Origin of the sequence: Neiella litorisoli (genome assembly GCF_014773395.1) — a bacterium.
GTDB classification, from domain to species: Bacteria; Pseudomonadota; Gammaproteobacteria; order Enterobacterales; family Neiellaceae; genus Neiella; species Neiella litorisoli.
Window position 1 is genome coordinate 245,597 of sequence record NZ_JACXAF010000001.1, and the last position, 20,911, is coordinate 266,507.

The following is a 20,911-nucleotide window of genomic DNA, read 5'->3' on the forward strand; positions in this document are numbered from 1 at the left end:
AGCAAGGTTTATCATGATGTTAGTTTCTCAATTCGCTCACTCAATTGCTGACAACGAGCGTTCAGCTCATTCACTTGGCGGCTAAATTGACGCAATTCTGCAGCAGCAGGTAGCCAGCGGATTTCGTCCTGCAAATACGCTTCGACGTCGGCCTCCATGGTCTGCTTTCGGTGCGCTGCCCAGTGTTGTACACGCTTGCCCGCGGTCACCAGCAGGTGAGCCGGCACATCGCCAATGCGCTGCGATAGCCACTCTTCACTATCGAACTGAGTATGACTGAGCGCTTCGCCGATTTGGCTGGCAATTTTGACATCGCCCGTAACCGACACCGCTTCAGTTTTAAGGAGCTCCGGCAAGCGTTCGCTGTGTTTGAGTTGCTGCAGCGCTGCGAGTGTGCCGTCGATCCGGCAATCGGCAGTTTGCTCCTGCAATGGCAGCAATCGCAGTCGTTCGCCGACTTCAATCAGGATGGCAATAGGTGCATCGGAGCACTCAATCGCTAACGTGGCTCCTTTGATGCGCTGCAAACTTGGTGGCATAGGCTGTTGGCTGCAATAAGCCGCCAATGCCTTATCAGCCAGCGAGATGGCAAATGCTTGCAACATCATGGGTTAAAATTTGAAGCCGCGGTGCAAAGCAACAATGCCGCCGCTGAGGTTGAAGTAGCTGACTTCATCAAAACCAACGTCGCGCATCATTTGCGCCAGCGTGTCCTGATCAGGGTGCATGCGAATCGATTCGGCTAGATATTGGTAACTTTCGCTGTCATTCGCCACCAACTCGCCCATTTTTGGTAACAATTTGAACGAGTAGGCATCGTAGACTTTATTCAGCCAGTCGAACTGAGGCTTGGAAAACTCCAAAACCAGCAAGCGCCCGCCCGGTTTTAAAACCCGCAGCATCGACGCCAGCGCATTGCTCTTCTCGGTGACATTGCGCAAACCAAAGCCAATGGTAATGACATCAAAATGATTGTCGGGGAATGGCAGCGCCTCGGCGTTTGCTTGGACAAATTCAACATTACCCACCACACCGCGGTCGCGTAATTTGGCCTTGCCGACTTTCAGCATGGAGCCATTAATATCGGCTAGTACCACTTGCCCTGTCGGGCCGACTCGCTTTGACATCAAAGCGGTGATATCGCCAGTGCCACCGGCAATGTCGAGCACGCGATCGCCACTTTTAACGCCGCTGCACTCACGGGTGAACAGTTTCCAAACACGATGAACACCAAACGACATTAAATCGTTCATCACATCGTACTTATCCGCCACTGAATGAAATACGTCAGCAACCAGCGAAACCTTGTCTTCTTTGGCAACCTGGCGAAAGCCAAAATGCGTCGTGGCAGATGTTGAGTCAGTCATGGGAAAGCCTTATCAAAAAGTTATCGGCGATTGTAACGGAACCTAGGCAACGGAGAAAGAGCGCCGCATCGGTCGTCCGCAGCCCACAGTCATCATCTCCAGCCTCACATGGCTGCTGAACTTTCCTCGCAACCGACGCTCGAAAAGCCAATGTATCGATGCCGCTGAAGTTTTCAACAAAGCGTCAAAAATTAACTATAACTTAATGATTGCCTTTAATTATCAGCAACAACAATGGTTGGAGAAACGCTGTGATCGAATCGCTCCAGAGTCAACTAAACGATGCCAACACGCCACCACAACAGGCAGCGAAGAAAGTCGCGCACCCAAGGAAAATTGCTTTTGTGTGTAACCCGAAAATGGGTGGCTCGGGCATCATTGCAACCGAGCTGGCCATGGCATTGGCCGAACGCGGCCATCATGTCTGGCTACTGGCCGAAAAGCACCCTTATTCGTGGCGTCAGGTAAGCGACACCCTCTACTTCCTCAAGCTTGAGGTGAATGACTATCCGGTTTTTGAAAGTGCGCCTCACACCCTAGCGCTGGCTGGCGCCTTGGCCAACCTGATCGAGCAAGAGAACATTGAAATCGTTCATGCCCATTACGCGGTGCCTTATGCTGCCGCCGCGGTGATGGCAAAGCAAATCTGCAAGCAACCCTTTCAGCTGGTCACCACTCTGCATGGTACCGATGTGGTGAAGCTGGCAGACGATCCAGCCATGCATCGGGTGATCGACACGGTGTTAAACCAATCGCAGCGGGTTATTTGTGTGTCCGATGATCTGGCGCAGCAAACCCACCAGCGTTTTGACTTGCCGGTTTACCCCGAAGTTATCGCCAACTTCGTGCCACCGGGAAAAATGTTTGCCGGTTCACGCCAGCAAGCACGTGAACAATTGCAACTCGACCAACAAGCCAGCTATCTAATCCACGCCTCAAACTTCCGTAAAATCAAACGTATTCCCGACATTATCAAGTCTTTTGCCCTAGTCAGGCAGCAACGGGATTGCCAGCTTATACTGCTCGGCGAAGGGCCAGAAGTAACGCCCTGCCAGGATTTGGCGGTGCAACTTGGGATGGCCGATGACATTATTTGGGTGGGTCAGGAGCCCAATATCAACCGCTGGTTTGCCGCTGCCAATGTCAATTTGCAGCTATCCGATTATGAAAGCTTCGGTTTGACCTTAATCGAATGCATGGTGCAAGGGGTGCCGACGGTCGCCAATAATGTCGGCGGCATGCCAGAGGTAGTTGCTGGCACCGGCAGGCTGGTTACTGTCGGCGACATCGAAGCAACGGCACAAAATGTGTTGTCATTGCTTGATGAACAACGGCAATCGCCCGCCGAAATGCATCAACGCTGTATTGACAAAGCCAACAGCAATTACACCTCCGAAGCGGTATGCATCGCGCATGAGGCGGTATACCATGGCTTACTGGTAACGGAAGCCAAAACCGCTTAAATCAGTCAACACGGAGGTTATCGATGGCAGAAAAATCAAAGGGTTGGCGCCCATCATTAGCCACCACCATGATCATCGCCATGGTGCTGGGCATCATCACTGGGATTTTTTTTGGTGAACTCGTCGCATGGACCGGGGTGGTCGGTAGCGCCGTCATTATGCTGATGCAAATGACGATTTACCCGTACATTCTGGTCAGTCTGATCAGTGGCATCGGCAAGCTAAATGCCGATGATGCCAAATCGATATTCACCAAAGCAGGCAGTATCATGGCCGCGATCTGGGCCATTGGCCTCATCGCTATTTTGCTCGCTCCGGTAACGTTCCCGACATTAGAATCAGCGAGCTTTTTTAGTACCAGCGAAGTACAGCCAAAAGCAGAAATCGACTACCTCAAGCTGTATATCCCGGCAAACCCTTTTGAATCGATGGCCAGTGGCGCCGTGCCCGCTCTGGTGCTGTTTAGCATTGCCCTCGGGGTCGCGTTAATCACGGTCAAAAATAAAGATCGGGTGATTGATTTAGCGTCAACTGCTGCCGAAGGGCTTTCCAAAATCACTCAATCAGTGGTGAAAATTCTTCCTATCGGCGTGTTTGCCATGTCAGCAAATGCCGCCGGCACCATGAGTGTGGAAGAGTTAGAAAGCCTCCAAGTATTCATGATCAGCTACTTTGTGTTGTGCATGCTGCTGGCCTTTGTGGTGCTGCCTGTTCTGCTAACCAGCTTTACTCCATTTAGCTATCGCGATGTGATGCGAGTATCTTGGGGCGCGCTGGTCACGGCCTTTTCCACCGGCAATATTTTCATCTGCCTGCCGGTGATACTAGAAGAAAGTAAACAACTGCTGAAGAAACACGGTAAGGATTCTGAGGACGCCTTACGGCTGGTTGATGTGGTGTTGCCGATTGCCTTCACCTTCCCCAATCTCGGCAAGCTCACCATTATTCTATTTATCTTTTTTGCTGGCTGGTTTATTGGCAAACCGGTCGATCTAGGCAGCTACCCAATGGTCGGCGTCAGTGGACTGCTCAGCTTATTTGGTAGTGTTTATGTGGCCGTACCTTTCTTACTAGAAAGCGTCTTTTTGCCAGCCGACTTAAACCAGCTATTTGTGGTTTCTTCATTTATTACCGGTCGCTTTAATTCCCTAGTCGCCGTGATGAACCTGATGGCGGTGACTCTGCTAGCCGCTGTGGTGGTGGTTTATGGCGTCAAACGACCGAAAATTGCTGCCATCAAATTCTTTGCGTTGTTTGGTATCAGTACAGTGTTAGTGTTCGCCGGCACCCGCATCATGCTAGAGCACTTAATTGACGAAGATAAAAATACCTCTAGCCTGATTGCTGGCATGCGCGTCGAGCGCAACCTGACCGATCAAGCGCAAGAAACCTCAAGCTGGAATCGAGTCTCTAACCCGGAAATCTCCACCGTTGAGAACATCATCCAGCGCGGCGTGATTAAGGTCGGTTACCAACGAGGTAATGTCCCGTTCAGCTATTTCAACAGTGAAAACAAGCTGGTTGGCCTGGATGTCGCGCTGGCCTATCGACTCGCTGCCGATCTCGGCGTTGATGTTGAATTTGTTCCCTATATGAACGACCACATGGCCGACGATTTGGAACGGGGCTACTTTGATATCGCCATGTCAGGCATAGAAGTGGACGCCGAATTAATGAAACACGTGGCGTTTACGCGGCAAGTGATGCAACTGAATCTCGCCTTAGTGGTACCCGACCACCTAGTAAAACATTACAGCGATACCAGCTTATTGCGGCGCGATGAAGTCAATATTGCCTTTGTTCAGCATGAGGCCATGGTGCGGCGCGCACAAAAAGTGCTGACCAATCTAGAATTTGAGCATTTGGTCCACTATGAAAGCTTCTTTAACCCAGACAAACCGCATCAATACGATGCCCTGCTGACCAGCGCAGAGGCTGGCTATGCGTGGAGCTTGTTCTACCCAGATTATGGCGTAGCCTTAATGAAAGAGCCCGGTACGGGCCGGCTGTATTCATTTCCGGTTGCTTTTGCCCTCGCCCGCCGCAACCAAGATTTACTCAACTACGTCAACAACTGGCTTGATATGGTTCGCGCTTATGGCTTTATCGACAAACAATACGACTATTGGATTCAGGGCCATGGTGCAACAACCAAAGAATCTCGCTGGTCCATCATCAAAGATGTATTGGGGTGGGTGAAGTAGCAATACAAATAGCCCCGCAACTCAGCGGGGCTTGAACATTACAGGTCATTGCAAGTCGTTAGTGGCGCTGGTCGTCTTGGCGGTATTGGCGAATATGGCGATGTATCTGGTAACGCTGATAAGCACAGCCAAAGAAGGCCATCACAATCAAGCCATTTAAGGTCAGCCAAACCGGCGAGGGGAAACCTAACGACCAATTGCTAAAAGTGACAATTGCCATCACCACAAAAATAGAAATCCACAACACCAAAAACTGGCGAAAGCCGCGGCGATGCTGGCGCTCAATAACCGGCAAACCAAACTGGTCAACATAACGAGAGAATGTAGAAGCTTTCATGATGATCTCAGCCTTTCCACTTGAGTATTAACTCTAACCTACCACCTCTAATTGACGGTTGTTTTGTTTTTAATCAATTCATCCTCATCTGGTTAGACCAGATTGAAACGATGTCGTTAACAGCATCGTCATTTTGTATCAGCAGTCCACTAATCCCAATAAAACCAACGGCTACTGCGGCAACCAGTTCTGCTGAAACTTGGCGAAAAAGACGATTATTAACGAGAAATCAGGTAATTAAACGATATTCGGCAATAATAATTTCGTCGCCAAACTTTAACTATCAGAACTTCGTTCTACACTTAGCCCTGTTACTTTTATGTAATGCCTGCCACAACTGAGAGATTTTTATCCGTTAGAAATTACAACCAGTTAACAGCAAAAAAGGTAACGGCTGAACTTTATTGCTGTGGCATCTAGCAACAGTCATATTCAGCCGGTATGTTAGATCTAAGCCTGAATGCACAAGGCTTTCAGTCGTTCAACGAATACCGCAAGGACAGGTAACCAACATGTATAAAAAAATATTAGCTGCCGCTATTGGCGCAGCACTTATTCACACTTCAGCATCCGCAGCTTCCATTTCAGCGTCTCCAGATGGCGTACCAACTAAAGGCGCTCAAAAAAGTACGCTGGCAGTTGGTCTTGGTGTTGCCGCGCCAAGTTCGGCCTATCGTAGCTATGATGATTCAACTTCAGCAGTACCGCTGGTCTTCTTTAACTCCAAGAACTTCTACTTCGAAGGTTTTGAAGCGGGCTATAAGGTAATTGAAAACCGCAGCAGCCGCCTCAGCGTGATTTTGATGGCTGGCTCTGAAGAGTTTGACGCGGGCGACAGTGACATCGATGGTCTTGACGATCGCGATCGCAGCTTCATGGCTGGTGTGCGTTATCGCTATATGGCCAAGTGGGGTATCGTCGATGCCAAAGTCGCTGCCGATATCTCTGATGAGAGTGAAGGTACCATTGCTCGTGTCAGCTACGGTTACCCATTCCACATTTCTGATCGCTTCGTGGTTTTGCCTCGCGGCTTCGTGAAGTGGATGAGCAGTGATTACGCTGACTACTACTATGGCGTTTCAGAAGACGAAGGCGGCCTTGCCGCATATGCTCCAGGCAGCTCACTGAAGTACGGTGCAGAACTGCTAGCCACCTATGAAATTAACAAAAAATGGAAAGTGCTAGGCGGTGGCCGCGTTTCTATGCTGGATTCAGATCTAGAAGATAGCCCGATGCTGGACGACGACATGGAGTCGATGGTCTTTGCCGGCGTGACTTACAGCTTCTGGTAAGCAAAGCAACAATTAAACGACAAAAGCGCTCGTTCTGAGCGCTTTTTTGATCGCCGCCAGTGCGTCCAATTGGGTATTAACTGGAGCTCGCAGGCCAGCGAATCACACCAAAATCAATACGAATACAATCCATACCAGCTGCTCTGGCTGCTTGCTCGCCAATATCGGTATCTTCAAACACTACGCAATGTTCAGGCGCAACGCCCATGCTCTCGGCGGCGGTGACAAAAGTTTCTGGATGCGGTTTACCTTCGCTCACATCACAAGCAGTCACCAGTGCATCCAAGTGTTCGATAACCCCAACATCCGTCAACACATGTTCCGCATGGGATCGAATAGAGCCCGTTCCTACGGCGATTTTCCTTTTTCCTAGCAGAGACTTAAACACCTGATATGTTTCATCAATTAAGTGTGGCGAAGTGTCCAGTAACGCCCACTGCTGACGCTTAGTAGCAGCAACTTCTTGGCAATCGAGTTGCAGGCCATACTTAGCATTAATGCGCTCCGCAATTTTTGCCGTCGGCACACCGCCAAGGGAATATTGCCACTTCTCATCAAACGGAAAACCATGTATTTCCGCGGTACGCCGCCATGCTTCAATATGTGCAGGCATGGAATCAACCAAGGTGCCATCCATGTCAAAAATAATGCCTTGGTAGGCATTTAATAGATCTATCATCGAATCATCTCATTGTTGCAAGCATTCATTCTGCCACTGACAAACATTGTTAACAATCAAAGGTACACGCTATCGATGAAACTCTCCATCGTCTCATTGACGGCTACTGGCGCGTTTCAATTCTTTGGTTGTCATCACGCTGAATAATGGACTGCTCTTCTATAGTAAGTGAGTAGTTGAATATTTAGATTGAGGAATTCTATGGATTGGTTACTCGACGATAAACCTGAGTGTGCGCAAAAATCTCGGCAGAAGCCATGGAAAATCGCCATCGTGGATGATGAGCCACAAGTACACAAAATTACCAAGTTGGCGCTGCAAGATTTTGAGTTCGAAAACCGAGCACTAACATTTGTTCAGGCCTACGATGGCGCCAGTGCGCGTGAACTGTTCCGCCAGCACAATGATATTGCTGTGGTGTTATTGGATGTGGTGATGGATTCAGACGACGCTGGCCTGCGCTTGGTTGAGTTTCTTCGCGATGAGCTGGGCAATCACTATTCGCGCATTGTACTGCGCACCGGTCAGCCTGGTATGGCGCCGCAGCATGAAGTAGTAAGCCAATACGATATTGACTGCTACCGCGCTAAAACTGAGTTGACTCATCAGGCGCTGACGCAAACCTTTTACACCACGCTGCGAGCCTATCGCGACTTGGTTCGCATGCAACGTTATCAACATGGCCTTGAGGCTGTTATCAAAGCCATTTCTCAATTCAATGAGGTGGATGACTTCTCGCTGTTTGCTCATTCGCTGATGGGGCAGGTTGGTTCCGTCCTCAATGCTTACCAAAGTGACTTCATGGTTAACCCATCAGAGATTGTCACCCTCGCTAAAAACAGTGAGCAATCGTGCTGGCACCTCAAAGTTGATGACGGTACTGCGAAGAATGTTTCCATTGAATCGTTTGCTCACCGAGCAATGAAGGAGAAACAGAGTATTTTTCAGCCGCCGGTCCATGCCCACTACTATCGCTCAGCGAAAGGCACCGAATCGGTGTTTGTGATTCAAACAACCGAGCAGCTATCCGCCGAAGGAGAGCGCTTGTTGGCGATGTTTTCACAAAACATTGTACTGATCCTTGAGCGTATTATGTGCTCTCAACAATCAGCTGCGGACTCATGCTAAGCAAAAGCATATCCGTCATAATCGAAAAGCTGCAGGCCAGCTATGGTGAAGCGTTCTTCAACACCATGACGCTGCAGCTCCATCAAGTCATAGATGCCGATTACACATTTATCGCGCGTCTCAGCCGCGCTAGCAAAAGCGCCCGAACCATTTCACTAGTGGCTCACGGCGAGGTGGTTGATAACTTCGAATACGAACTTGCCGATACCCCATGCGCTGACGTGTCAGAAGGGTCCGTTTGCGTCTACCTAAGTGATATTTGCCGCCTATTTCCTGACGATCAATTGCTTATCGACATGGGCATTGAGGGCTATGTCGGCACACCACTGTACGATTCTGAGGGCAGTGTATTAGGGCTGGTCGTCGCGCTCTATCAAAATCCGATAGCCAACAGCGACGATGTCAAAGCACTGTTTACCTTGTTTTCAGGACGAATTTCGGCCGAGATTGAACGCTTCGAAAAAGAGCAGCAACTGATCCAGTTTAATCAGAACTTAGAGCAACAAGTGGCCCAGCGCACGGCGGAACTCACAGCCACGCTGGAGGAGCTTAAAGCCAGTCAGCAACAAATGATTGAGCATGAGAAAATGGCGTCCATTGGCCGCTTAGTGGCAGGTATCGCTCACGAGATCAACACGCCGCTTGGCGTAGCGTTATTGTCCAACTCCACCATCAATCAAAGCTTGCAAGATCTGCAACGCGAGGTCGAGAGTAATAATCTGACTCGAAAAACACTGGCAAAATCGCTACAGGTGATTAGCGAAGCCCAGCAAACGCAGCAGTTCAACATGCAACGCGCTGCTGATTTAGTGCAAAATTTCAAACAGGTTTCTGCCGAACACTATGCTGACAAACTCGCTAAAATCGACTTGCAACAGTGGCTAAATACTGTGGTTGCCAGTCTTAAGCCGCTGATGGATCAGCATCAAATCAGCATTCAACTCAGTTGCCAGCCGGCTAACATTGAAATGACCACGTTTCCGGGGCAGCTGGCCCAAATCGTCATCAATCTGCTGACCAATGCGGCCCAGCATGCTTTTCCTGCCGAGCAAATAACCGCTTCTCCGACCATTAACATCGCAGCCCACCAAACCGCTGAGCATATTCATTTAATCGTTCAGGACAACGGTGTCGGCATGCCGGAAGCAACACTAGGGCAAGTCTGCGAGCCTTTTTTCACCACTAAACGAGGGCGTGGCGGCACGGGGCTGGGGATGAGTATCGTCAATAACCTAGTGCGAAATTCGCTACAAGGCTCGCTGTCGATCGATAGTGCGATGTCCCATGGCACTCGGATTGCTATCTCACTGCCAGAGAAGATCAAGGAGTAATTGACGGCGATGCGCTACCACGCGCATCTGGTTTTCTCATGCTTCAGAAACGAAAAAGCCCCGCTCTTACAAGCAGGGCTTTAGAATGGTGGTCGGTGAAGAGGGATTCGAACCCCCGACCCTCTGGTCCCAAACCAGATGCGCTACCAAACTGCGCTATTCACCGACAAATTTTTGCTGACATCACTTCCATTCAAGGAATGGGGTGGCTGATGGGGATCGAACCCACGACCACCGGAATCACAATCCGGGGCTCTACCAACTGAGCTACAGCCACCGTAGCATATTTCGCCTTCCGAGTCAGTCACTGAGTCGGGCTGGCGCGCCCGAGAGGATTCGAACCTCTGACCTTTGCCTCCGGAGGGCAACGCTCTATCCAGCTGAGCTACGGGCGCTCACTGGCTGTCAGCGGATGCGTATACTACACACGTCCTATGGGCAGGTCTAGCCCTTTTTTAAAAAAAATTTCAGGAAATAAAAATCGATTAAATCACGTTCAATAAAAAACGCACTCACATCGGTTGGTGGTGACAAAATATCCCGATATAATCTCCAGTCTATTAACCAACAATAACATTTAGAAGCCCGAGGGGATGTACCCATGAAAACGACCTGGCTCCTGGCTGCTGTAGGCCTGTCTGCGTCAGCTTTAGCAATGGCCGCAACTGATAAAGATGCCGAGATCCTTAAACGTATTCAGCCGGTAGGCGACGTTTACCTTGCTGGTGATGAGCCAGTTGATGCAGCCCCAGCCGGCCCACGCTCTGGCGACCAAGTCTACAACGCAGTCTGCATTGCTTGCCATACTGGCGCAATTCCTGGGGCGCCAGTGAAAGGTAATGCTGATGATTGGGCACCGCGCTTGGAAAAAGGCTTGGATGTATTGGTCGACCATGCGCTCAATGGCTTTAACGCCATGCCGCCGCAAAAAGCGATGGCTTCTGAAGAAGAGATCCGCGCTGCCATTGAGTTCATGAGCAAATAACTCATACCGCAGCAGCAAACACAAAAACGCCAGCAATCGCTGGCGTTTTTTTATCTTTTAGCCAATTACCATGTCATCATTTGTTGGCAAGCATGGCTTTGAGATTAGCAATATTGGTTTTCGCTGTTTGCTGGCGCTGCTGCTCGCTGGCAACCTTGCGTGCTTCCCACTGCAAGTCATCCTGAGGCAACTCCAGTAAAAAGCGGCTCGGCTCGGGTTTAATAGTTTCACCAAATTGGCGCCGCGTTTTACACAAAGTAAAGGTCAGCGCCTGCTGCGCACGAGTAATGCCTACATAAGCCAAGCGCCGCTCTTCCTCGATATTATCCTCATCAACGCTAGTTTGGTGCGGCAACAAACCCTCCTCCATGCCAACCATAAAGACAAACGGAAACTCCAAGCCTTTCGATGCATGCAAGGTCATCAGCTGAACTTGATCGGCGCCATCTTCCGATTCATTACGTTCCATCATGTCGCGAAGCATCAGACGATTAACCACTTCTAGCAGATTCATTGGCTCTTCGAGTTCGTCACCTTCGAGCATTTCGGTGATCCAGCGATACAGCTCGGAGACATTCTTCATCCGCATTTCAGCAGCTTTTGCCGACGCACTAGTTTCATAAAGCCAATCTTCATAACCAATGCCGCGCACTAGCTCACGGACCACGTCAGTCGACTCAGAGCGCTCAGCGTTGTCGCTCAGCTCCACCATCCAGCGCGCAAATTTTTGAATTTCAGCGCCCGGTTTTCCACCAATCACGCTCATGAGGTGATCGTCGCAAGCCGCCTCAAACAGGCTGATGTGCTTTTCATTGGCAAACAGCCCCAATTTTTGTAATGACGTTGGACCAATGCCGCGCTTCGGTACATTGACGATCCGCAAGAACGAGTTGTCATCATCGGGATTCACCAAGAGTTTGAGGTAGGCCATCATGTCTTTGATCTCGGCGCGGGAGAAAAACGACGTGCCACCCGAAATCTTGTACGGCACCCGATTACGCATCAGCGCACCTTCAAATACTCGGGATTGATGGTTCCCCCGATACAGCAAGGCATAATCGCGATAACTGGTTTTATTGAGGAACTTGTGCGCCATTAATTCCGAAATCACCCGATCGGCTTCATGCTCTTCATCAGTGGCAAACAGCACTTTCAGCGGCACGCCATAGCCCAATTCGCTGAACAGTTTTTTGTCGAATACGTGGGGGTTGTTTTCAATCAGAATGTTGGCCGCCTTTAGGATCCGGCCACTGGAGCGGTAGTTTTGCTCAAGCTTGATCAGTCGCAGGCCGGGAAAGTCCTTTTTCAGCAATTCCAAATTTTGCGGGCGGGCGCCACGCCATGAATAAATCGACTGATCATCGTCGCCGACCACGGTAAATTTGGCGTTGTCGCCGACAATGAGTTTGACCAAGTCATACTGAGCGGTGTTGGTATCCTGATATTCGTCCACCAGCAAATAGCGTATTTTGTCCTGCCAGCGCTGCCGCACCTCGGCATTTTGTTTCAGCAACAAACACGGCAATAAAATCAAATCATCAAAATCGAGGGCATTGTAGGCCGTCATCTGATCCTGATAGCGCTGATAAAACTGCGCCATCATTTGCTCGTGTTCGCCCTGTGCTTGGGCTAACGCCACTTTCGGCGACAGCATTTCGTTCTTCCAATTTGAGATTGCGCTGATTAACTGGCGGATCAGATCTTTGTCGTTGTCCCACTCGTCTTCGGTCAGCGCCGCGATCAACGCCGTCGCATCGTGCTCATCAAACAACGAAAAGTTTTCTTTCAGGCCAAGGGTGCGGTGCTCTCGGCGAATGATGTTCAATCCCAGCGTGTGAAAGGTCGACACCATCAGGCCGCGGGCTTCGGTTTTGCCCAACGTCTGACTAACCCGTTCGCGCATTTCGCGCGCCGCTTTGTTGGTAAAGGTCACCGCCGCGATATTGCGGGCTTTATAGCTACATTGCTGAATTAAGTAAGCAATTTTATTGGTGATAACTCGCGTCTTTCCGGAGCCGGCGCCAGCCAGCACCAAGCAGGGGCCAGAAATATACTCAACAGCCTGTTGTTGACCGGGATTTAGCTTCATGAACGGACCTCAAAATGTAGGGCGGTATTGTAACTCAGTCCTATGTGTTGTCATGCGGAGCTTTCTGAAAATAAAAATAACCATTCTTAACAATCATTTAACCGAAAACGAATTCAAGTACCGCTATACTGTCGGCGTTTGGATTCTTCCACCCGCAGTTAAAATTCAGACTCTGGGACGGATAGGCTGACGAGAAAGAATATTGACATCAGAAAAGCTGAACTTTAGCATTTCGTTGTCGAAAAGATTTCAGACAGGTTCGGTTATTCCTGTCCTCGCCAAGCGAGATTTAGTTGCCCTTCCAGCAAACCCACGGCACTGACCTTTAACAAGGGCGGTGCTCTGTGATGCCTACTGAAGCATTGGGTGCACTGTCCAGTCATTTGGATAAACCCATGCAAAACAAAGCAAGAAACACAGTTCCAACATTCGTGCCCATTGTCATTCGGGGCGTTGAGCCCGTTATTGCTCGCATTTGTGGCGTGAACAAACTACACATTACACGGACTCGCTTTTTAACACTATTGGATCTCTACTCATGAAAAAATGGTATGCGTGGATGATTGTTCTGGTGATCGCCTTGCTTGGCTCGGTCATTGGATTCAATTTTTTCAAAGCTCATATGATTAGCCAATACTTGGCCAATAGCCCAGCACCGACCTTTCCAGTCACCGTCGCCACCATTAAACCTCAGGATTATGTTCCGCGGATCAGCGCATTTGGCTTTATTGAGCCCTATCGTGGCGTCACCCTAGCCAGTGAAGAAAATGGCACGGTGCAGTCGATCAATTTTGAGAGCGGCCAACAAGTCGCGCAAAACCAACCGCTAGTCGTCCTTGATTTGGACGTCGAGCAAGCCAATTTAGAAGCGGCACTGGGCCGAATGCCTGCGACCGAACGCCAAAAAGATCGGATGACCAAGCTGTTTAAGCGAGGTTCGGTATCGGAGGGCGAGAAAGATAGTGCCGTGGCCGAATACCTCACGCTGAAGGCCGAAATCGAATCGCTCAAAGCCAGTATCGATCGCCGCACGATTGAAGCCCCGTTTGATGGCGTGGTGGGATTACGCAACGTTTATCTCGGCCAGTATTTGCAGTCCGGCGATGACATCGTCCGATTGGAAGACATCTCGACCATGCGGATCCGTTTCACTATTGCCCAAACTGACTTATCGAAAGTCTTTGTTGGTCAACAAATTGAAGTGGAGGTCGACAGCTCTCATGAAACCTTTGAAGGCAAAATCACCGCCATCGAGCCAGCAGTCGCCTACCAATCTGGCACGGTTCAGGTTCAAGCCGACATCCCCAACGATAGCGGCAACCTGCGCTCCGGTATGTTTGCACGGGTAGCCATTATCCAGCCCACCATGACTAACCAAATTCTGGTACCACAAAGCGCTGTCAACTTCACTTTGTACGGTGAAAGCGTCTACGTACTCAATCGCGATGGCGAAGCCGATGGCACCATCAACGTGCGTCAAACCACGGTGAAGGTCGCTGAACGACACGGCGATTTAGCATTAATCAGCGATGGGCTATCTGCAGGCGAGGAAATTGTCATCACCGGTCAGGTGCGACTGTCCAACGGCAGTCTAGTGCGTGTCGTCGAATCCAATGCGTTGGCATTACCCGCCAAACTACCGCGGCTGTAATCGGAGACTGCCATGCGTTTTACCGATACTTTCATTCGTCGTCCGGTCCTCGCGGTATCGATCAGCCTGCTGTTGGTCCTACTCGGACTGCAAGCATTGCGTGATATGCAACTGCGCGAATACCCGGAAATGACCAACACGGTGGTGACCGTTAGCACCAGCTACTGGGGAGCAAACGCCGATCTAATCCAGGGCTTTATTACCCAGCCGCTCGAGCAGGCCATTGCCCAAGCCGACAACGTCGACTTTATGACCAGTCAGTCGTCGTTGGGGGCAAGCACCATCACTGTCCAGATGAAGCTCAACACCGATCCCAATGCAGCTTTGGCCAATATTCTCGCCAAGGTCAACTCGGTTCGCTCACAACTACCCAGTGAAGCCGAAGATCCGTCGGTCGATATGTCAACCGGCTCATCCACCTCGGTGATCTACATTGCCTTTACCAGCCCTGAGTTAAATGCCAGTCAAATCAACGACTATTTAGAGCGGGTCATCCAGCCACAATTGTTCACCATTCCAGGTGTCGCCAAAGTCAATCTCTACGGCGGTATCAAGTTCGCCCTGCGGGTGTGGCTCGATCCACAGAAAATGGCGGCGCTGGATTTAACTGCCACGGAAGTCGCCCAAGTGCTTGAAGCCAATAACTTCCAGTCGGCTCCGGGGCAGGCTGTTGGTGTGTTTAATCTTTACAATGGCGAACTCAACTCACAGGTCAGAAGTACCGAGGAGTTGCAGCGCATGGTGGTTGCCAGTCGCAGCGGCTCGGTGATTCGGCTTGGCGATATTGCTCAAGTGTCATTGGAAAAAAGCCGCGATAGTTACCGCGCCATTGCCAACGGCCGTAATGCCGTAGTGGTTGCCATTGACGCGACCCCCACTGCCAACCCGCTGGACATCACCAAAGATGTCCGAGTGATGATGCCTGAGTTGGCCAAGAATCTGCCCGACACCATTGAAATGAAGGTGCTGTACGACTCGACATTGGCTATCGAAGAGTCGATTGATGAAGTGGTGCGGACCATTGTCGAAGCCGGCATCATTGTGCTGGTGGTGATCACCCTATTCCTCGGTAATTTCAGAGCCGTGCTGATCCCCGTTATCACCATCCCGCTGTCACTTATCGGCGTCATTATGGTGATGTCGATGTTCGGATTTTCGCTGAATTTGATGACCCTGCTGGCCATGGTGTTGGCCATTGGCTTGGTGGTGGATGATGCCATCGTGGTGGTAGAAAACGTCGATCGCCATATCAAGATGGGTAAGAAGCCATTTGAAGCAGCGGTCATCGGGACTCGTGAAATCGCTGTGCCAGTAATCGCCATGACCATCACCCTAGGGGCTGTTTATGCACCTATTGCGCTCATGGGTGGTGTCACCGGCTCACTGTTTGCCGAGTTTGCGCTGACCCTTGCCGGCTCGGTGTTTATTTCTGGCATCGTGGCATTAACGCTGTCACCGATGATGTGCTCTAAGTTACTGCAACCACACACTGAACCCAATCGCTTTGAGCGAGGGGTTGAACGCGTACTGAGCGCAGTCAACCGCACCTATGATCGCTGGCTGCGTGCAGTACTAGAGCATCGTCCGGTGGTGGTGGTATTTGCGATTTTGGTGTTCCTCAGCCTGCCACTGCTGTTCCGCTTTATTCCCTCTGAATTAGCGCCGAGTGAGGATAAGGGCGGCTTTATGATGATGGGTAAAGCTCCGGCAACTGCGAATCTGGATTACATTCAGAATCATGCCCAAGAAACTGCCGAGAAAGTCGCCGAGCTTGATGCGGTCGACTCTTGGCTGGCGTTTTCTGGGGTTCCCCAGTCCAACATGGCCATGGGCATCATGAACCTGAAAACCTGGTCGCAGCGGGATGAGTCGCAAGCGCAAGTGATCAAACACACCTCTGGGCTAATTGGCGACTCCGCGGGTCAGGCATTTTCTGCCTTTGCCTTTCCAGAGTTGCCCGGCGCCTCTAGTGGCTTGCCAGTACAAATGGTGATCAGCACACCCAATGGTTTTGAGAGTCTGTTCGAAGTTGCCAGCCAACTCTATGAGAAAATCAAAGTTAGTCCTTACTTCGTTTATAGCGAAATGGATTTGGCCTATGACTCGGCAACTATGAAGATCAATATCGACCGTGATAAGGCCGGCGCGTACGGCATCACCATGCAAGATATTGGCTTAACCCTGTCGACCTTGATGAGCGATGGTTACATTAACCGCGTTGATCTCGATGGTCGTGGCTATGAGGTGATCACCCAAGTCCCTCGTGAGCTTCGGCTGAATCCAGAGTCCACCGCCAATTACTATGTCCGTGCAGCCAATGGTCAAGCGGTGCCATTATCCGAGCTCATTACCATTAAGGTGAAAGGCCAGCCGCGCTCGCTACCACACTTTAATCAGCTCAATTCCGCCACGATTGGCGGTGTGGCGATGCCCGGCACTTCAATGGGTGATGTCGTCAGCTACCTCGACAATCTTGCGGCGGAGCAATTACCAACAGGCTATCAATACGATTACCTCGGTGAATCTCGTCAGTATGTTGAAGAGGGCTCGGCTCTTTACGAAACCTTCTTGCTGGCGCTGGCAATTATCTTTCTGGTTTTGGCCAGTCAGTTTGAAAGCCTGCGCGACCCCTTGGTGATTCTGGTGTCGGTGCCATTAGCAGTCTGTGGCGCCCTAATTGCCATGGCGTGGGGCCTGAGCACGATGAACATTTATGCTCAGGTTGGCTTGGTGACGCTGATAGGCCTAATCACCAAACATGGCATTTTAATCTGCGAAGTAGCCAAAGAAGCCCAGCTCCACCATGGTAAAAATCGCGTGGAGGCGGTTATCGAAGCGGCCAGCATTCGGTTACGGGCGATTCTGATGACCACGCTATCGATGGTCGCAGGATTGATTCCACTACTGATGGCAACGGGTGCAGGTGCCATTAGCCGCTTTAGTATTGGTCTGGTGATTGTCGCCGGTTTGCTGATTGGCACTATTTTCACCTTGTTTGTGTTGCCGGTTATCTACACCTTCTTAGCTTCTGAACATAAACCACTGGCGCCATTGCCAGATACAGCCAATTCACCATAAATCGGTTCGGCCCAGCGGTTCCGCTGGGCCTATCTAGGCGCTACAATGCCTGCTAAAAATAGCGCCTAACCGAAGGAAAGCGGCATGATTAACCCATCAAAACTCGAAGAAATCGCTCGTCAAATCGCCGAGTCCATGCCTACTGGCGTCAAACAATTCGCTGGTGATGTCGAGAGACAGGCTAAAACCGTGCTACAAGCTCAACTGAGCAAGTTGGATTTGGTCACCCGCGAGGAATTTGATGTTCAGAATCGCGTGCTGTTGAAGACCCGACAAAAATTAGAGCAACTTGAAGCCACTGTTGCTGAGTTGGAGGCTACACTAAAAGCCAAGGACTAGAGCCTGTTGATCTTTGGTGTATGAATTTTGTTCGTTCAAAATGCTCTTTTAAGCAAGAAACGAGCTATGCCGTATAGCAATCTATATAAATAGCGAGCGACGTAGCGAAATGAGCATTTTGACGAACCCTTCGGGCAGCGTTTATTGGCAATTTATTCAGCGTCAGCGATTATTCAATGACGGCCAGTCAACTTCATAACCACTTCCTTGCCTAAATCACCAATAAATTGCTGCAAAAACATACAGCAAAGATCAACAGGCTCTAATATCAATCCACCAGCAAAGGAAGCAATATGAAGTGGCTTGCGGACGATGCCCGTTTCACTCTGTTGTATAAACACTTATCCACTCGCGCCAGTGCCACCGGAACTGATATCCCCGAGCACTGGCAAGCCAAGTTAGCCGACGAGCTGCAACACACCAAGCAGCAACCTTGGCGCCGCCTGACAGGCCGCCAAAAACTCCTACACTTATGCGCTAATCACCCGCATTGTGGCGCCACCGGTCTGCAGCCACGTCATTGGTTGCGGGCACTAAGATATCTGGAGCGATATCCGGTGAAGTTTGGCCATGTCATCATCATCGCCGTGCTGCTTCTTGGCATTACCCTGATCCATACCGACTACCTGCTACTCGAAGTGAATCGTCAGTTTGAAGCAGAGTCACAAGTGATGCCGCAACTCAGTGATTGGTTACTCAACAATGGCATGTCGATCGGTTATCTGATTGTGGCTGGTGCGATTGCCATGAGTGTCGGCTTAAAAATCCAATACCGGACCATCGTCAAAGGGCTGCGGGGACTGAACTTCCACAGCCATGGGCTTGGCCCCTATTCGGTGTCACACATGAATACAGCCGTCTGCATTTTTTTGCTCAGTAAACTGCCTGAGCCGGAATTAGCAGCGCATTTATCCGGCTCCGATCAACATCGCGTCAAGCAACTGAGCGAGCAACATGAATTGAGTTTTATGGCTCAGGATAAAGACTGTGCCGAGCTGCTCCTTCACCAACACGTTCATGCCGCACTGCATGCCAATACGCGATTACAAAAAGTGCTGGCGTATCTTAGTTATTTGCTCATGGCGACTTGGTTTTGCACCCTGATGCTAGGGATGTCACAAGCGTTTCTCGATTGGGGCAAACTCGGACTGTAGCCAATAAAAAGCACGCTCAAGCGTCAGCCTGTAGCGTGCTTCATTGAGGCTCTCCGAAGCTACTTCAAAAAAGCCTGATAGGCAGGGTTGTCGGTTTCATCATGCCACTCATACCCCACCTGATCGAGGAATTGGTGGAATGCCGTTTCATCAGCATCTGGCACTTCAAAGCCAGCAAACACGCGGCCATAAGCGGCACCGTGATTGCGATAATGGAACAAAGTGATATTCCATTGTTCACCCAGCGTATTGAGAAACTTCAACAGTGCGCCTGGATGCTCAGGGAACTCAAAACCCAGCAGTTTTTCTGGCACATTGCGGTGTGGATGACCACCAACCATATAACGAATATGCAGCTTGGCCAGCTCGTTGTTGGTCAAATCAATGGTGTTGTAACCTTGCTGCTGAAGATCATCGATGAGTGCCAAGCGGGCCGCTTCATCTTCCACCTTGACGCCAACAAAGATATTGGCGCTCTGATTGTCAGCAAAGCGGTAGTTGAATTCGGTAATACCACGACCAGATAGCGCTTCACAGAATTGGCGGAAACTGCCTTTGCGCTCAGGAATGGTCACGGCCAACACCGCTTCTTTACCTTCACCCAACTCGGTGCGCTCGGACACGTAACGCAAGGTATGGAAGTTCAGGTTGGCACCACTCAAAATTGCTGCCAACTGTTGATCGGCTAACTCATGTTGCTGGGCATATTTTTTCAAACCGGCCAACGACAGCGCACCGGCAGGCTCAGCGATGGCACGCATGTCATCAAACACGTCTTTAATGGCTGCGCAAATCTCATCGGTCGAAACCGTAATGACGTCATCCAAATGCTGATAGCAAACCCGGAAAGTTTCCGCGCCAATCCGCTTTACCGCCACGCCATCGGCAAACAAGCCAACGCTATCCAAATCGGAAGGCTGGCCATGTTTCCACGCCTCAGCTAAACAAGCGGAATCTTCGGATTCAACGCCAATGAGTTTAATGTCTGGGCGCAACTGCTTGAGATACACCGCCACACCAGCAGCTAAACCACCGCCACCAACCGGCAAAAACACCACATTCAGCTGTTGCGATTGTTGCAGCATTTCCATACCACAGGTGCCTTGACCGGCAATGACGTCACAGTCATCAAACGGCGGGATCAGGGTCATGCCTTCTTCTACCGACAAGCGGCGAGACTCGGCGCTGGCAGCATCAAAATTATCGCCAAACTGAACCACGTTGCCACCTAAGCGACGGACCGAATCGACTTTGATATCCGGTGTGGTTTTAGGCATCACAATGGTCGCCTTAATGCCAAGCTTGGCGGCAGACATCGCCACCCCTTGCGCATGGTTTCCAGCCGATGCTGCAACCACACCTCGCGCTTTTTGCTCTTCGGTCAGGCTAAGTAATTTGTTGTAGGCACCGCGCAGCTTGAACGAATGAACAGGTTGCAAATCTTCACGTTTAAGCAAGACTTCACAACCCAACCGAGCCGAGAGTTTTTTCATGTTTTGCAGCGGCGTCACTTCAGCTAAGTCATAAATCGGCGCCAGCAAAATCTTCCGCAGGTACTCTGCGTCCGTAGGTTGCTGAAGCTGTAAATCGACGACTTTTTGCTGCTGGGACATGATGATTCTCTCGTTTGCTATGACTACTAATGCTAGCGATTAAGTGTTGCTGTTCATTCTTACTATCAAATGTTGCGACTGATTCATTCAGTCAAAAGACGCGGTGAATACATCCGTGTACGCTTGGCTACCGCGTCCTGCGGCAGACACATGTGACTGAACAAATCAGCCCCAATTTACGTCATTTGCGCCTTTTTGCTC

The 20,911-nt window shown here is 50.3% G+C and carries 16 protein-coding genes and 3 tRNA genes; 10 read left to right on the forward strand and 9 right to left on the reverse strand.

Annotated features, from left to right (window positions below; genetic code table 11):
- Positions 1–11 precede the first annotated feature (11 nt).
- Positions 12–608: a ubiquinone biosynthesis accessory factor UbiJ gene (locus tag IC617_RS01115; RefSeq protein WP_191143138.1), complete on the reverse strand. Its 597-nt coding sequence runs from the start codon at positions 606–608 to the stop codon at positions 12–14.
- 3 nt (positions 609–611) lie between these two features.
- Complete coding sequence (ubiE, locus tag IC617_RS01120; protein ID WP_191143139.1) at positions 612–1,367, reverse strand: bifunctional demethylmenaquinone methyltransferase/2-methoxy-6-polyprenyl-1,4-benzoquinol methylase UbiE; 756 nt, start codon at positions 1,365–1,367, stop codon at positions 612–614.
- A 251-nt stretch (positions 1,368–1,618) separates the two neighbouring features.
- On the opposite strand from ubiE, the gene bshA reads away from it, so the two are divergent.
- Positions 1,619–2,830, forward strand: a complete 1,212-nt coding sequence (gene bshA / locus IC617_RS01125) for an N-acetyl-alpha-D-glucosaminyl L-malate synthase BshA (RefSeq protein ID WP_191143140.1) — start codon at positions 1,619–1,621, stop codon at positions 2,828–2,830.
- A 23-nt stretch (positions 2,831–2,853) separates the two neighbouring features.
- On the forward strand, positions 2,854–5,034 hold the full coding sequence (locus IC617_RS01130; protein WP_191143141.1) for a cation:dicarboxylate symporter family transporter: 2,181 nt from the start codon (positions 2,854–2,856) through the stop codon (positions 5,032–5,034).
- Between the two features lie 58 nt (positions 5,035–5,092).
- Here the strand turns inward: IC617_RS01130 and IC617_RS01135 are convergent, their stop codons facing one another.
- Positions 5,093–5,371, reverse strand: a complete 279-nt coding sequence (locus IC617_RS01135) for a hypothetical protein (protein ID WP_191143142.1) — start codon at positions 5,369–5,371, stop codon at positions 5,093–5,095.
- Positions 5,372–5,883: 512 nt separating this feature from the next.
- On the opposite strand from IC617_RS01135, the gene IC617_RS01140 reads away from it, so the two are divergent.
- Positions 5,884–6,663: a MipA/OmpV family protein gene (locus IC617_RS01140; protein ID WP_191143143.1), complete on the forward strand. Its 780-nt coding sequence runs from the start codon at positions 5,884–5,886 to the stop codon at positions 6,661–6,663.
- A gap of 76 nt (positions 6,664–6,739) precedes the next feature.
- On the opposite strand, the gene IC617_RS01145 is transcribed toward IC617_RS01140, so the two are convergent.
- Complete coding sequence (locus tag IC617_RS01145; RefSeq protein ID WP_191143144.1) at positions 6,740–7,342, reverse strand: beta-phosphoglucomutase family hydrolase; 603 nt, start codon at positions 7,340–7,342, stop codon at positions 6,740–6,742.
- A 201-nt stretch (positions 7,343–7,543) separates the two neighbouring features.
- On the opposite strand from IC617_RS01145, the gene IC617_RS01150 reads away from it, so the two are divergent.
- Entirely contained in the window at positions 7,544–8,470 is a 927-nt protein-coding gene (locus IC617_RS01150) for a DUF3369 domain-containing protein (RefSeq protein ID WP_191143145.1), read from the forward strand.
- Positions 8,464–9,801, forward strand: a complete 1,338-nt coding sequence (locus tag IC617_RS01155) for a sensor histidine kinase (protein ID WP_191143146.1) — start codon at positions 8,464–8,466, stop codon at positions 9,799–9,801. The genes IC617_RS01150 and IC617_RS01155 overlap by 7 nt, the downstream gene beginning before the upstream one ends.
- A gap of 89 nt (positions 9,802–9,890) precedes the next feature.
- Here IC617_RS01155 and IC617_RS01160 read toward each other — a convergent pair.
- From IC617_RS01160 to IC617_RS01170, 3 genes are all read right to left on the reverse strand, one after another.
- A tRNA-Pro gene (locus IC617_RS01160) sits at positions 9,891–9,967 on the reverse strand.
- 35 nt (positions 9,968–10,002) lie between these two features.
- A tRNA-His gene (locus IC617_RS01165) sits at positions 10,003–10,078 on the reverse strand.
- 41 nt (positions 10,079–10,119) lie between these two features.
- A tRNA-Arg gene (locus IC617_RS01170) sits at positions 10,120–10,196 on the reverse strand.
- A 206-nt stretch (positions 10,197–10,402) separates the two neighbouring features.
- On the opposite strand from IC617_RS01170, the gene IC617_RS01175 reads away from it, so the two are divergent.
- Entirely contained in the window at positions 10,403–10,786 is a 384-nt protein-coding gene (locus IC617_RS01175) for a c-type cytochrome (protein ID WP_191143147.1), read from the forward strand.
- Positions 10,787–10,862: 76 nt separating this feature from the next.
- Here the strand turns inward: IC617_RS01175 and rep are convergent, their stop codons facing one another.
- Positions 10,863–12,875: a DNA helicase Rep gene (gene rep, locus IC617_RS01180; RefSeq protein WP_191143148.1), complete on the reverse strand. Its 2,013-nt coding sequence runs from the start codon at positions 12,873–12,875 to the stop codon at positions 10,863–10,865.
- A gap of 538 nt (positions 12,876–13,413) precedes the next feature.
- Here rep and IC617_RS01185 point away from each other — a divergent pair.
- The 4 genes from IC617_RS01185 (at position 13,414) to IC617_RS01200 (ending at position 19,097) form a co-directional block, all read left to right on the forward strand.
- Complete coding sequence (locus tag IC617_RS01185) at positions 13,414–14,526, forward strand: efflux RND transporter periplasmic adaptor subunit (protein WP_191143149.1); 1,113 nt, start codon at positions 13,414–13,416, stop codon at positions 14,524–14,526.
- Between the two features lie 12 nt (positions 14,527–14,538).
- The gene (locus IC617_RS01190) at positions 14,539–17,604 is read left to right on the forward strand and encodes a multidrug efflux RND transporter permease subunit (RefSeq protein WP_191143150.1); all 3,066 of its coding nucleotides are present in this window, start codon (positions 14,539–14,541) and stop codon (positions 17,602–17,604) included.
- 84 nt (positions 17,605–17,688) lie between these two features.
- Positions 17,689–17,943, forward strand: coding sequence for a ubiquinone biosynthesis accessory factor UbiK (gene ubiK, locus IC617_RS01195; protein WP_191143151.1), 255 nt, complete (start codon positions 17,689–17,691; stop codon positions 17,941–17,943).
- A 293-nt stretch (positions 17,944–18,236) separates the two neighbouring features.
- The gene (locus IC617_RS01200; protein ID WP_191143152.1) at positions 18,237–19,097 is read left to right on the forward strand and encodes a hypothetical protein; all 861 of its coding nucleotides are present in this window, start codon (positions 18,237–18,239) and stop codon (positions 19,095–19,097) included.
- Between the two features lie 59 nt (positions 19,098–19,156).
- On the opposite strand, the gene ilvA is transcribed toward IC617_RS01200, so the two are convergent.
- Complete coding sequence (gene ilvA / locus IC617_RS01205) at positions 19,157–20,710, reverse strand: threonine ammonia-lyase, biosynthetic (protein ID WP_191143153.1); 1,554 nt, start codon at positions 20,708–20,710, stop codon at positions 19,157–19,159.
- Between the last annotated feature and the right edge of the window lie 201 nt (positions 20,711–20,911).